11 protein-coding genes and 2 pseudogenes are annotated in these 12,167 nt (G+C 70.8%); 3 read left to right on the forward strand and 10 right to left on the reverse strand.

The window, feature by feature from the left end; genetic code table 11:
- Positions 1-295: 295 nt before the first annotated feature.
- From ADK54_RS25660 to ADK54_RS25690, 7 genes and pseudogenes are all read right to left on the reverse strand, one after another.
- Positions 296-1,486, reverse strand: a complete 1,191-nt coding sequence (locus tag ADK54_RS25660) for an MFS transporter (protein WP_053728073.1) — start codon at positions 1,484-1,486, stop codon at positions 296-298.
- Between the two features lie 86 nt (positions 1,487-1,572).
- Positions 1,573-2,405, reverse strand: a pseudogene (locus tag ADK54_RS25665) (hypothetical protein).
- Positions 2,406-2,583: 178 nt separating this feature from the next.
- The gene (locus tag ADK54_RS25670; RefSeq protein WP_053728075.1) at positions 2,584-3,135 is read right to left on the reverse strand and encodes a DUF4142 domain-containing protein; all 552 of its coding nucleotides are present in this window, start codon (positions 3,133-3,135) and stop codon (positions 2,584-2,586) included.
- Between the two features lie 325 nt (positions 3,136-3,460).
- Positions 3,461-3,814, reverse strand: a complete 354-nt coding sequence (locus ADK54_RS25675) for a PRC-barrel domain-containing protein (protein WP_053728076.1) — start codon at positions 3,812-3,814, stop codon at positions 3,461-3,463.
- Positions 3,815-4,009: 195 nt separating this feature from the next.
- Positions 4,010-4,918, reverse strand: a complete 909-nt coding sequence (locus ADK54_RS25680) for a SigB/SigF/SigG family RNA polymerase sigma factor (RefSeq protein ID WP_053728077.1) — start codon at positions 4,916-4,918, stop codon at positions 4,010-4,012.
- A gap of 129 nt (positions 4,919-5,047) precedes the next feature.
- Positions 5,048-5,458 (reverse strand): ATP-binding protein, encoded by a 411-nt coding sequence (locus ADK54_RS25685; protein WP_053728078.1) that lies wholly within the window; start codon positions 5,456-5,458, stop codon positions 5,048-5,050.
- Between the two features lie 129 nt (positions 5,459-5,587).
- Positions 5,588-7,441, reverse strand: a complete 1,854-nt coding sequence (locus tag ADK54_RS25690) for a transketolase (RefSeq protein ID WP_053728079.1) — start codon at positions 7,439-7,441, stop codon at positions 5,588-5,590.
- A 254-nt stretch (positions 7,442-7,695) separates the two neighbouring features.
- Between ADK54_RS25690 and ADK54_RS47680 the strand changes: the two are divergent.
- Positions 7,696-7,853, forward strand: a pseudogene (locus ADK54_RS47680) (deoxyribodipyrimidine photo-lyase); the annotation flags it as partial.
- A 55-nt stretch (positions 7,854-7,908) separates the two neighbouring features.
- Here the strand turns inward: ADK54_RS47680 and ADK54_RS46840 are convergent.
- Complete coding sequence (locus ADK54_RS46840; RefSeq protein ID WP_199827034.1) at positions 7,909-8,313, reverse strand: hypothetical protein; 405 nt, start codon at positions 8,311-8,313, stop codon at positions 7,909-7,911.
- A 12-nt stretch (positions 8,314-8,325) separates the two neighbouring features.
- Positions 8,326-9,336 carry a helix-turn-helix transcriptional regulator gene (locus tag ADK54_RS47685; protein WP_234392200.1) on the reverse strand — a complete coding sequence of 337 codons (1,011 nt, stop codon included), beginning with the start codon at positions 9,334-9,336 and terminating at the stop codon, positions 8,326-8,328.
- A gap of 83 nt (positions 9,337-9,419) precedes the next feature.
- On the opposite strand from ADK54_RS47685, the gene ADK54_RS25705 reads away from it, so the two are divergent.
- Complete coding sequence (locus ADK54_RS25705) at positions 9,420-10,301, forward strand: NAD(P)H-binding protein (protein ID WP_053728080.1); 882 nt, start codon at positions 9,420-9,422, stop codon at positions 10,299-10,301.
- A 142-nt stretch (positions 10,302-10,443) separates the two neighbouring features.
- Complete coding sequence (locus tag ADK54_RS25710; RefSeq protein ID WP_053728081.1) at positions 10,444-11,013, forward strand: SDR family oxidoreductase; 570 nt, start codon at positions 10,444-10,446, stop codon at positions 11,011-11,013.
- Positions 11,014-11,669: 656 nt separating this feature from the next.
- Here the strand turns inward: ADK54_RS25710 and ADK54_RS25715 are convergent.
- Entirely contained in the window at positions 11,670-12,059 is a 390-nt protein-coding gene (locus ADK54_RS25715) for a RidA family protein (RefSeq protein ID WP_053728082.1), read from the reverse strand.
- Positions 12,060-12,167 lie beyond the last annotated feature (108 nt).

Here is a 12,167-nt window from a genome sequence, read left to right on the forward strand (position 1 = left end):
CTCCAATCAGCACGCTGCTCAGCGAGAGTTCACCGGCCCATCGGGGAACCATCCTCGCCTTCTACAGCCTCGCCACCAACCTTGCCTTGGCCTGGGGGCAGCCCTGCTCGGCCCGTTGTTCACGGCGCACCGATTCTCGGCGGTCGGCTGGGTCTGCGCGGCCGTCACTCTTGTCGCCTTCGCCCTGAGCATTTGGGCACGCAGCGAGGAGCCGACGCCGGCCCGCGACGGCGATCCGGAGCGGCCTCTCGCGGTGAAGGCGGTGCCAGGTGAGGGCTGACATACGCCCAGGGCCTCACGCCCTCGCCCGCACCGGCCGACGCAGCAGATAGACCGCCGCGGTCGAGGCCAGGACGGCCATGCAGCCGATGAACACAAGGCCCGCTCCTTCCAGGCCGAGCGGATTCACCAGTACGCCCACCCCGATCACCGGCACCGAGATGCCCGCGTACGCCACCACGAACAGGGTGGAGATCACCGCCGCACGGTGGCTCGCGGGGGACGCTTCGGCCACCGCGGACAGCGCACCTCGAAACGCCAGCCCCTGGCCGCAGCCACCGATCAGTGCGCTCAGCACCATCAGTGGCAGCAGGTCCCAGCGGAGCGCGCCCGCGAGCAGCGCGAGTCCGGCCAGGAGGGCAGCGCAGCCCACGGGCAGTGAACGTCGCAGCCCGACCCGGCCGACGGCCAACTGTCCGGCGGTCGAGGCGAAGAAGGCCAGGGCGACGACCAATCCGATCTCCGCGTGATTGCGGACACCCAGGGACTGCGTCAGGAAGGCGGGGCTGACCGATGTGAACACCCCGAACAGCGCGAACCCCACGAACGACGCGATCGCCGCGGGCACGAACACCGGTCGCACCTGCGCGGGCAGACCCGGCCGCTGCGTTCGCGCGCTGCTCAGCGGCTGCGGCTCCCGTACGGTCTCCGGGAGCCGCAGCACGACGACGGCCGAGCCGGCCACCAGAGCCAGGTGCACGGCGAACGGCAGGTAGAGCGGCCACGGTGCGTACTGCGCGAGCACTCCGGCGAGCAGGGGGCCGCAGCCCAGGCCGCCCATGTTGGCGGCCGTCGCCACGAAGGTGGCCCGAGAGGTGCCACCGCGCGGCGCCAATTCCATCACGTACGCGGTGGCGGCCCCGGTGAACAGGCCGACGCACAGCCCCGACAGCATCCGGCCCGCAAAGAGCCAGCCAAGACCGGTCGCGCACAGGAAGCTGACCGCGCTCGCCGCCGCGAATCCCAGGCCCCACAGCAGCACCGGTCGGCGGCCCACCGCGTCCGACGCGTTGCCCGCGAGCAGCAGCACGCCGATGACGCCGAACGCGTACACCGCGTACACGACCGTGACCGTCAACTCGGAGAACCCGAACTTGTCCTGGTAGAGGCCGTAGAGAGGGGTCGGCAGCGTCGTGCCGGCCATGCACACGACGAACACCGCTCCGCTGAGCAGACACTGACGCCATCCTGAGAGATCATCGGCCATGCCACCGACGGTAACTCCGCGGGCCGCTCCGTCCCGGCCCGGCGTGACGGGCGCGCCGGTGGGAAGTGTCCGGGACGTGGGTCGTGTCAGTCGTGCCGGTCCTGTCGGCCTCCCTTGTCGGAGCGGTGCGGCAGGTGCGGGAGGTGCCCGCGGCGCAGTTGGAGCCAGATGTCGCGGGCCCGGCGGCCCGCGTGGGTGCGGCTGCGTGCCACCATCTCGCGCGCCTCCTCCTCTGACTCGACCATGGCCGACGAGCCGCGCAGCGGCTTGCCCGCGGTCTCGCGCAGGAACAGGGCCGAGACGACGCCGATCGCGCCCGCGGCCATGAGGTAGTAGGCGGGCACGAGTTCATTGCCGGTCGTATTGACCAGGGCGGAGGCCACGAGCGGGGTCGTACCGACGAGCACCATCGTGCCGAGGACCAGGAGTTGGGCGGTGAGCTCGGGTTCGCCGAGGGGGGCGCTCATGTAGGTCGGCAGGTAGGACGTCACCATGTAGTTGGTGACGTTGTAGAGCAGGACGAGACCGATGCACACGAGCATGGCCTGCCAGTGCTGGGTCACGACCTCCTTGAGGCGGCCCTTGCCCGACATGCGGGCCTGTTCCAGGCGCTCTTCCTCCTCGGGCGTGGCACCGCCGCGCGCCACCGCCCGGCGTCCTCGTTCCTCGGCCTCCTGGAACGCGGGGGTCTCGTCGAGCCTGAGCCGCATGTAATGACCTGCGCGCCCGGCGAACTCGACGGGAAGAAGACCTTGCCGAGGGTGGCGGCGACGTAGGCGTAGACGCCGAAGTCGAACCACTCCATGGTGTTGCCGAGCGCGGCAGCCGACACGGCCCGGCGCACGGCGGGTTTGTCGGCCACCTTCACGTCGTCCGGGCTCAGGCTCTTCTTGCGGCGGCGCAGCAGCGTCCGCACCATGCGTTCGGTCCGCGGGCTTCCAGAACCGAATCCGCGACCTCGATCGGCCGGGGGTGTGGGCCCCCGCCCGGTTGGTTTCATGGGCACCTGCGCGTCGTCGGTGGGGTCTGCGTCAGGGACCTGCGGCTTGTGCCCCCTCGCCGGTACGGGCGAGGGGGCACACGTGCCGTCGGCAGGGTCACCGCTGCGGCGAACCGCTCTCCGTGGGCGCGTGGCACACGCCGCCCTCCACCATCTTCAGGTGCGCGGCCACGATGGGCCGTGCCTCCTTGGCGGCCGCCTGGATCTGGCTGTCCTTGCCTGAGCTCAGCTCCTTGTCGATCAGCGCGAGCGCCTGCTGGTGACCTGCGCTCTGGTCCTTCAACCAGGCGGTGTCGTACGCCGCGGTGCCGTTCTTCGGCTTCAGCGCCTTCAGCTGTTGCTGCTGGGCGGCGCTGGGCTCCTTCACCATGGCGATGCCCTTTGTCTTGGCGAGGGCCGCTCCCTTGGCGTCCAGCGCTGTGTGGTCGCGCACGATGATGGCCGCGACCTGTTTCACGCAGGCGCTGTTCGCGTGCGTACCGGCGTCCTTGCCCGCGGCGATCTCCGCCAGGTTGGCCTGGTGGATCGTCTGCAGGAACGCCGCGTCCGCGGACGCTGCCGGGCTGGCCGCGCCGAACGCGGTCGCGGTTCCCGTGAGGGTGAGCACCACGGCAGCCGCCGCCGTCGCGCAGGTGTGGGCGAAACGCATGAGACCTCCACGTATCCGTGGACCGGGTGAGGGCCCCTTCGGCATCCGGACGGCACATGAGTGCCTGTCCGGGCAGATGGCTCAACCCGACACATCCTAGGGCCGCTTCCCCACGCCTGCCCGTTCAGATCACTCCCTGTCACGATCGAGGCGGAAAGCCCTGGTCGGGCGAGGACGGCTCCGGGGTCGTCGCTGAAGCTGGCCGGGAGGCCCCTGGGCGGCTGGGCGGTGCGCGGTGTCCGCACGTACGTGGTCGGCCGTCGAATGCCAGGAGTGGCCCGACGGGTTCCGGCGGGCCACCAACTCGGCATCGATTCAAGGGAGTTCAGGGAAGTGGGGCACCGTAGTAGCGGCCGATCATGTCGCGGTAGGTGGGATCGTCTAGGTGGGTGGCCGGTTGGTACTCCGGAGAGTCCTTGACCTGGTCCCGGGTGAGGGCGACGTGGATCTTCTTCTCGTCCGGGTCGAGCCTGGTGACGGTGCCGGCCGGCAGCAGGACGCGCTTGCCGAAGATCCACGGCCCGGTGTCGACCACGAGGTGCGCGGAGCCGACGTCGTCGGAGTGGTGGTCGACCTTGCCGATGTTCCCGTCGGCCGCCTCGACCTTCCAGCCGCGCAGATCTGCGCCGGCGAGATGGCCGCTGGTGTCCTGGTAACCCCAGAGATCCTTGTTCGTCACGGGGATGTCCCCTTTCCGTTCGTGTCGCGGCGGGCCTCGGCCACGTGGCCCGCCGGTTCGATGCGTGTCTCACGCCGTCCCGCGGCCACCTGGGGGCGGCCCGTATGTCTCCGTCGCCGAGCTCTTGCCCGAGCCCCCGGGCCGGCAGGGCCCGCTCGATCGTCCAGGTGACTTCCCGAAATCGATCAGCGACGGTCAGGCGCGTACGGCCCGGTCCTCGACCATCCCGGCGCGGAGCTTGGTCAGAATGCGGGAGAGCAGGCGCGAGACCTGCATCTGCGAGACCCCGAGCTCCCGGCCGATCTCGGCCTGCGTGAGCTCGCGCCCGAACCGCATGCTCACGATGCACCGCTCGCGCTCGCTCAGCGCGCCCATCAGCGGCGCCAGGGTCTGGAGGTTCTCCACCTTCTCCATGCCGGGGTCGTCCTCGCCGATGAAGTCGACGAACGTTCGGCTCCTGCCGCCGGCCGTGCCGCCCGCCTCTTCCGTGTCGGCGGACATGTCGAGGGAGCCCGCGGTGTAGCCGTTGGCCGCGACGAGGCCCTCGACGACCTCCTCCTCGTCCCGGTCCAGATGTGCCGCGAGCTCCCGCACCGTCGGGTCGCGGTCCAGATCGAGGGCGAGGCGCTCCTTGGCCTTCGCGATCTCCACGCGCAGCTCCTGGAGGCGGCGCGGCACGTGCACCGCCCACGTCGTGTCGCGGAAAAACCGCTTGATCTCGCCCACGATGTACGGCACCGCGAAGGAGGTGAACTCCACCTCGCGCGACAGCTCGAACCGGTCGATCGCCTTGATCAGGCCGATGGTGCCGACCTGGATCACGTCCTCCATCTCGCCGGTCCCGCGGTTGCGGAACCGGCCCGCCGCGAAGCGCACCAGCGAAAGGTTCATCTCGATGAGCGTGTTCCGTGCGTACTGATACTCCGGGGTGCCCTCCTCCAGGGCCTGAAGCCGCGCGAAGAACACCTTGGACAGTTCGCGGGCGTCCTTCGGCGCGACCTTTCCCGCATCCTCCACCCAGGGCAATTCCCCCGCCCCGGGCTCCATGGTCGTGGCCGCCGTCCGGTCCGTCCGCTCGCGTCCCGTCACCTGCGCCGCTGCCATGAGGACAACCTCCCTTGAGTCACGTGACTGCATCCGTCGGAGTGATCGGATGCCCCTTGCGAATCGGATCATGCATGCGAGTTCCCTACGTGGCCGAAGTACGCGGTACGAGGCGGACTTCCGGCCCAGCTAGCGCGGCAGGGCGACGCAGACGCTCTTCCCGCCGTCACCGCAGGGCATGACGGCCACGCTGCGGGAGAGGTGGCGGACCAGGTGCCAGCCGAATCCGCCCTCGTATCCGCGCAGGTCCGGCGGGCGCTCGCGCGGCGGGTCGGGGCTGGGGTCCCGCACGCTGATGTGCAGCAGGCCGCGGTCGGCCGCGAAGTCCAGGGCGGTGGCGCCGCCCGCGTGCCGGAGGGCGTTCGTGACGAGCTCGGAGACGACGAGAACCACGTTCTCGGCGGCCTCCCTCGTGGGCCGGGGCGCCAGCGTGGAGAGGAACGCGCGAGCCGCGTCACGCGCCTGGGCCGGCGTGGCCGGACCCGTGCTCCGTAGGGCGGAGCCCGGCAGTGGACCGGTATCAGCAGACGGGCGAGCCATGTTCGAGACCCCCAGAGGATTTGCCCGTGGTTATGGATGTGGTGGGGCTTCTGCCCAGATTCGGCGCGGTCGAACGTGTGCGCGTGAGCGGATCGCACGGCACACCGGCACCGCGCGGCCCACCCCGGCTCAGCGCACGACCGCGCGCTCCGCAAGGAGCCGTACCGCCGTCGCGATCGACTCGGCGTCGATGCCCGCCAGGTGCAGCTGCTCCTCGGGGCTCGCCGAGGCCGGCATGTGCTGGACGCCCAGGCGGACCAGGCGCGGCGCCGGGCGGCCGTCGGTGAAGGCCTCGGCCACCGCGTCGCCGATCCCGCCCCGCACCCGGTGGTCCTCGACGGTGACGAGGCATCCCGTCGCCTGGGCCGCCTCCCGGAGGGTCTCCGCGTCGGCCGGCTTCACCGAGTACAGGTCGACGATCCGTACGTTGATGCCCTCCCGGTCCAGGAGCTCGCCCGCGCGCAGCGCCTCGTGGACGGTGATGCCTGCCGCCACGACCGTCACCCGGTCCCGGTCGCCGCGGCGGAGCACCTTGGAGCCGCCCGGCCGGAACTCCTCGTCGGGGCCGTAGATCACGGGAGTGCCGCCCCGGCTGGTGCGCAGGTAGCGCACCCCGGTCAACTCGGCCATCGTGGCGACCAGTTGGGCCGTCTGGTGGGCGTCGCACGGGTAGAGGACGGTGCTGCCGTGCACGGCCCGGAACATCGCGAGGTCCTCCAGGCCCATCTGCGACGGGCCGTCCCGGCCGATGGCGACCCCGGCGTGCGAGCCGACGAGGTTGATGCCGGCCCGGCTCATAGCTGCCATCCGTACGAAGTCGTGCGCGCGGGTCAGGAAGGCCGCGAACGACGAGGCGAAGGGGATGTAGCCCCTGGCCTGGAGGCCCACCGCGGCCGCGACGAGCTGCTGCTCGGCGATGTAGCACTCGAAGAACCGCTCGGGGTGGGCCTTGGCGAAGAACTCGGTACGCGTGGAGTCGCCCACCTCGCCGTCGAGCGCCACCACGTCCTCGCGCGCCGAGCCGAGCGCGGCCAGCGCCTGTCCATAGGCGTCGCGGGTCGCCACCGAGTCACCCGCCTCGAAGCGCGGCAGGTCCAGCTGTCCGCAGGGCGGGTGCCGCCGGGTCGGGGCTGCGGGCGGCGGGGAGACCTCGACGCGGACGAACCGGGGGCCGCCGAGTTCCTCGATGGCGGCGTCCGCGTCCGGCAGCGGCTTGCCGTGCTGCCCTTCCCGGTCCTCGACCTGTGCGACGCCCCGGCCCTTGCGGGTGCGGGCGATGACGGCGCTGGGCCGCGAGCGCGTGGCCGACGCCTCGGTGAACGCCGCGTCCACCGCCTCGACGTCGTGCCCGTCGACCTCGATCGTGTGCCAGCCGAAGGCTTTGAGGCGGCGGGCGTACGCGTCGAGGTCCCAGCCGTGCCGGGTCGGCCCGCGCTGGCCGAGCCGGTTCACGTCGATGATCAGCGTCAGGTTGTCCAGGTGCTCGTACGCCGCGTGCTCGGCGGCCTCCCAGACCGACCCCTCGGCCATCTCGCTGTCGCCGGACAGCACCCACACCCGGTACGGCGCGTGTTCGAGCCGCTTGCCCGCCAGCGCCATGCCGACTCCGACCGGCAGCCCCTGACCGAGCGAGCCCGTCGCCACGTCCACCCAGGGCAGCCGGGGCGTGGGATGCCCCTCCATGCGGCTGTCGCGGCGGCGGAACGTCAGGAGTTCCTCGTCGTCGACGACGCCCGCCGCCCGGTACATCGCGTACAGCAGCGGTGATGCGTGGCCCTTAGAGAGGATCAGCCGGTCGTTCCCCGAGTGATCGGGTTGGTCGAAGTCATAGTGCAGATGGCGGGCGAGCAGGACCGCCGCCAGGTCCGCGACGGACATCGAGGACGTCGGATGGCCCGAATTCGCCGCGGCTGCGGCGCGCACCGCGTCCACCCTCAACTGCTGTCCCAGATCGGCGAGTTCGCGCACGGCTTCGCGTTGCATGTCACTCCTTGCGCTCGACGGCCCGTCGGGCGGACCTGCTGGTGCGTGCTGTCGGGCGTGGCCGGGAGCAGGGGCGGCGGCGCGCCTCCGGCGGCCACGCGGGCCGGAGACCGCTCACCGCGTCGGGTATCCCCGGGGGCCGAGCGCAAACGGTCACGCGCTGCCGCCAGCCGGATCGGCGCGCGGGCGACCGGACCGGCCTTTCGCCACGCCCGCGCCGGAGAACCGCCGCGGGTTCGACGCCCCGAACCGGCGGGGACGTGGCCAACAACCAGCTCAACTGGCAGTGGATGGCGGGGACCGGCATGAACCCTGGGAGCGGAACGCAGCGGACCGGGCCGGGCTCGACTACCCCGACCCGGTCGTGGATCTCGCTGAGGGGCGCGCCCGCTTCGAGTGGGCGCGCGACATCCGGGGCCAGAGCCGCCGACCTCGATCGGCGACCCTGGCCCCGGACGCCTACGGCCTCACCAGCGGTCGATGCCCATCGTCTTCGCCGCACTGTGGATGGCGTCGTAGTGCGGGATCGACATGTCGGACTTCTTCTGCTTCGCCGGCAGGTTCCGGTCCGTGTGCCGGAACTCGTCGCGCGCGGCCGCGAGCAGGCTCGTGCCGTAGCTGACGGGCACGTCGTCCTTTCCGTGCACGGGATGCGACTTGGCGGCCGTCTGGCTCCCGGCCTTGGCCAGGATGCTCCGCGCCTGGTTGTACGCCGCGGGCTTGATCGTCTTCGGGTTGGCCGCCACGGCGTGGGCGCCGCTCACCGCGTGCGCGCCGTCGGTGACGACGGCGGCGGAGGCGGGCGCGACGACCGCGGCCAGCGCGCCGACCGCCAACGCGGCGGCCATACCCGTACGGACGATGAACTGCATACGATTCCTCACTCACTGGATGAAAAGCGTGCTGAACCTTGCGACAGGAAGCCTGCCGCGTCCGGGCAAACAGGGACGAGTGCCACTGGCCGGATCCCGGCGGCCCCTCCCCCGGCACGAGGCGGCGAGAGCCGCACCCGCGCCTGCTCGGACGCGCCAGGCGTCAAGGCGCCGCAAGGTGACGCATCTGTCCGGATTCGGCGTCCCGCGCGGCACGGCGGACTCGGCTTCCGCGTTCAGCGAGCCATGGCCATGCACCCGCGTCGGCAAGGAAGTTGGGTACGTCACATGCATGGGTCGGCGAGTCGGGGGCACTCGGATCCCAAGCCCCCTCAGGGCCAGGTTCCCCCGGCCTGGCCCGGGCTCGCGGTCCCGCACATCCACACCTCTCCCGGATGTGCGGGACCGCTGTATGTCCCGCAGCCTGAAGGCGGGCCCGGCTCGCGGAGCGCTATGGGGCAACCCACGCAGGTGAGGGGCATCCACCCGCTCAGCGGCGGCGAGTGCGGGGTGTGGCGGCGGGGTCGAGGGCAGACCGTGCTGGTCGACGTACCGGAACCGGAGCCGGTCGTCCGCCGCCACCGCGTCGGCGATCACACCGACGGTCGCCGCCGCGATCACGGCGCCGGGCTGCTGCAGCACCTCGGTGGCGAGGTCGGTCGCGGCGGCGCGCCGGCGCAGCGGTCGGGGCAGGATCTGGTCGAGCTTGAGCAGCGCGCTCGATGCGACCTCCTCATCGGGGAACCAGGTGCGGATCAGGTGCAACCCGGCCACCAGCGCGGTGATCTCGTCGGCGCTGAACAGCAGCGGCGGCACCTTGACTCCGGGGCTCAGCCGATAGACGCTGCCCGGCCCCGGGCGGGCCTCGACGGCGTACCCGAGCCGGCGCAGCCGCTGGGCGTCACGTCGTACGGTGCGCGCGCTCGTGCCGAGCCGCTCGGCCAGGTCGGCGGCCGTCCACTCACCCCCCGACCGCAGCAGGGTCAGCATGGTGAGGGTTCTGAGCACGGGGTCGAGGTCCATGCCGTCAGCCTTCCCGTAAAGGAGGACAGCTTCGGGCCGCCTCTGCCTCTAGCGTGAACCGAGTCACCGAAGGAGAGGAAGCCATGCAGATCGCTGTCACAACGCCGACCGGCAACGTCGGCCGCCACGTCGTCGCCACACTGATCCGCGCCGGGATCCGCCCACGCGTCTTGTCGCGCCACCCCGACCGGCTGGCTCCCGAGGTCCGGCACCAGGTGGACGCCGTGCCGGTCGACCAGTACGACGCCGAAGCGGTGGCGGCCGCCACAGAAGGTATCGACGCCCTGTACTGGGTGAACCCGACCAGCGGCAGCGACGACCCCCTCGCCGACTGCGCCCGCGCCACCGGCAGCGTGGTCCACGCCGTCACCGCGAACGGGATCGGCCGCGTTGTTTTCCAGAGCAGCGTCGGAGCCGAGAAACGTCACGGTGCCGGGGAGATCGACGGCCTGGCGCACACCGAGACGGCGCTGGACGACCTGGGCATCGATGTCACCCACCTCCGCTGCGGCTACTTCTTCACCAATCTCGAACCCCAACTCGACGCCCTACGAGCCGGAGTTCTCCAGGTGATCCTTCCGCTCGACCACCCCATGGCCTGGGTCGCGCCCCGCGACATCGCCGAGGTGGCCGCCACCCGCCTCCTGTCCCCCGCCTGGTCCGGACGCCGCGTCCAAGCGGTGCACGGACCCGCCGACCTGACATGGCATCAGGTCGCTGCCGTCCTCACCGCCGCAACCGGCCGAAAGATCAGCGTCGAGCAGATCACGGACGATGCCATGCGCACGCAGCTCCGACGGGCCGGGATGTCGGACGCAACGGTCGAAGCCGTGCTCGGAATGTCGACCGGCCTGCGCGAGGGCTTCGTCCCCGAACAGCCCCGCACGATCCGGACGACCACCCCGACCACGCTCGCGGCGTGGGCCTACGACCGTCTCCGGCCGCGGTTGATCGACGCGTCGTAGTCGTAGACGTGGACGACCAACACCCGTCAGGCTCCATTCGCGACGGCACCGACCACCACATGCCCCACAACAACCGCCGGGCCGCCTAGACTTCCAGCCGGTCTGCCCGGCGATGGGTGGCATCCCGGGGGGGGTCCAGGCGATGTACGACGATGTCGTGGACAGATACGGCCGCCTCGACGTCATTTACAACAACATGGGGCTGATGAACCGCGGCGACCGGTCCGTGCTGGACACCAGCCTCCAGACCTGGCGCACAGTCCACGACGCGAACCTGACCAGCATCTTCCTGTCCTGCAAGCACGGGATCCCGCACCTCCTGAACACCGAACCATCGGGCGGGTCCGTCATCAACTCCGCGTCGTTCCTGGCCGCCGTCGGGTCGGCCACGGCCCCCATGGCGTACGCCGCCGCGAAAGCCGGCGTCGTTCAGCTGACCAGAGACCTTGGCGTCCATCTCGCGCGCAGCAAAGTGCGTGTCAACGCGGTGCTGTTCGGGCCCATCGAAACACCGGACCAGCGGGCGGTCTTCGATCGCAACCCTGGCGCTCTGGAGAAACGCCTGGTGCACTGGCCCATGGGGCGATTCGGCACGCTGGAGGAAGCCTCCGGAACGATCGCCTTTCTCGCCAGTGACGATTCCGGCTTCATCACCGCCACCGCGGTGCCGCTCGACGGCGGCATCACCGAAGCGTTCACCGTCCCGGAGTGACCGCGCCCCGCACCCGGATCCCCTCCCGGAACACAAGCGGAAAAGCATCCGAAACGAAGTGTCGGCGGGCTCACCGGGATCGCTTCCGATGCGAGATCGGTGTCAAGTGCCCCTACCAGCCCGCTCGTTGACCTTCGCGACACGGCCGCACCCCGCCCCGACCTGTGCGCCAAACGGTGGGCGCGCACCTGACACATGCACGCTGGGCGTACACGCCACGGCCTCTGAGGGTGTGTCACGTTCTGTATTTGGTCACGCCGTGGGATGTCTCCGCGCGGACCGGACGATCACGGGGCCAGCGTGTGCGTGTCCGGCCGAACCAGTGCCGGGCACGCTCACCGACCGCGCCCACGTCACGTACACCTTCCGCAACCTGCGCCTGGCCGGACACCAGTCGGTCAAGGTCCACACCGGCAAGGGCCGCGACACCAACCGTGCGTCTACCAGGACCGCCGCGACTACGCCTGGGACAACCACGCGGGCACCGCGACCCTGCGCGACCACCACCACCGCACCATTGACGCCAAGTCCTGGCGACACCGCTAACCACCGCCGCGCAACGCCACGTTGACGTGCCGGTGCCGGGCGCCCCGAGAGGGTGCCCGGCACCGGCATGTCGTGGGGGAGGCCGTCGCCATCCGCGTCGGAACGGATCGCTAGGCGACGGGCCGACGCGCGTACACCTCGATCTCGATCTTCATGCGGGGGTCCGCGAGACCGCACATGAGCATCGTCGCGGCCGGCCGGACCTGACCGAACGCTCGACGCAGCACCGGCCAGCAGGGCTCGAAGTCGGTCCGGTCGGGCAGCAGATACCGCACTCGCACCACGTCGGCGAAGGTGCACGCCGCTTCGGTCAGCGCCGCCTCGATGTTGCGCAAGCACTGTTCGGCCTGTTCCACCACGTCGTCGGAGATCGTCATCGCGGCGTAGTCGAATCCGGTAGTCCCGGACACATGCACCCAGTCGCCGTCGACCACGGCGCGGGCATAGCCGATCTGCTCCTCGAACGTCGAGCCGCTGAGGATGGAACGTCGCTCTGTCATGTGCCAAACGCTAGTGACCTGAGTCGTTGATGCGTCGGCAGTAGTTGGCGAGGCTGTTGAGAATCTGGTCGGCGGTCTTGTGCCACACATAGGGGCGGGGGTTGGTGT

Origin of the sequence: Streptomyces sp. WM6378, from assembly GCF_001279695.1 — a bacterium.
Lineage (GTDB): Bacteria > Actinomycetota > Actinomycetes > Streptomycetales > Streptomycetaceae > Streptomyces.

What these genes read in the sequence shown, in the direction of transcription:
- ADK54_RS47685 (WP_234392200.1), bottom strand. Translation starts at nt 9,336, where the DNA reads ATGGACCTCGACCCCGTGCTCAGAACCCTCACCATGCTGACCCTGCTG.
- ADK54_RS25690 (WP_053728079.1), bottom strand. Translation starts at nt 7,441, where the DNA reads ATGCAACGCGAAGCCGTGCGCGAACTCGCCGATCTGGGACAGCAGTTG.
- ADK54_RS25710 (WP_053728081.1), top strand. Translation starts at nt 10,444, where the DNA reads ATGTACGACGATGTCGTGGACAGATACGGCCGCCTCGACGTCATTTAC.
- ADK54_RS25685 (WP_053728078.1), bottom strand. Translation starts at nt 5,458, where the DNA reads ATGGCTCGCCCGTCTGCTGATACCGGTCCACTGCCGGGCTCCGCCCTA.
- ADK54_RS25715 (WP_053728082.1), bottom strand. Translation starts at nt 12,059, where the DNA reads ATGACAGAGCGACGTTCCATCCTCAGCGGCTCGACGTTCGAGGAGCAG.
- ADK54_RS25705 (WP_053728080.1), top strand. Translation starts at nt 9,420, where the DNA reads ATGCAGATCGCTGTCACAACGCCGACCGGCAACGTCGGCCGCCACGTC.
- ADK54_RS46840 (WP_199827034.1), bottom strand. Translation starts at nt 8,313, where the DNA reads ATGCAGTTCATCGTCCGTACGGGTATGGCCGCCGCGTTGGCGGTCGGC.
- ADK54_RS25670 (WP_053728075.1), bottom strand. Translation starts at nt 3,135, where the DNA reads ATGCGTTTCGCCCACACCTGCGCGACGGCGGCGGCTGCCGTGGTGCTC.
- ADK54_RS25660 (WP_053728073.1), bottom strand. Translation starts at nt 1,486, where the DNA reads ATGGCCGATGATCTCTCAGGATGGCGTCAGTGTCTGCTCAGCGGAGCG.
- ADK54_RS25680 (WP_053728077.1), bottom strand. Translation starts at nt 4,918, where the DNA reads ATGGCAGCGGCGCAGGTGACGGGACGCGAGCGGACGGACCGGACGGCG.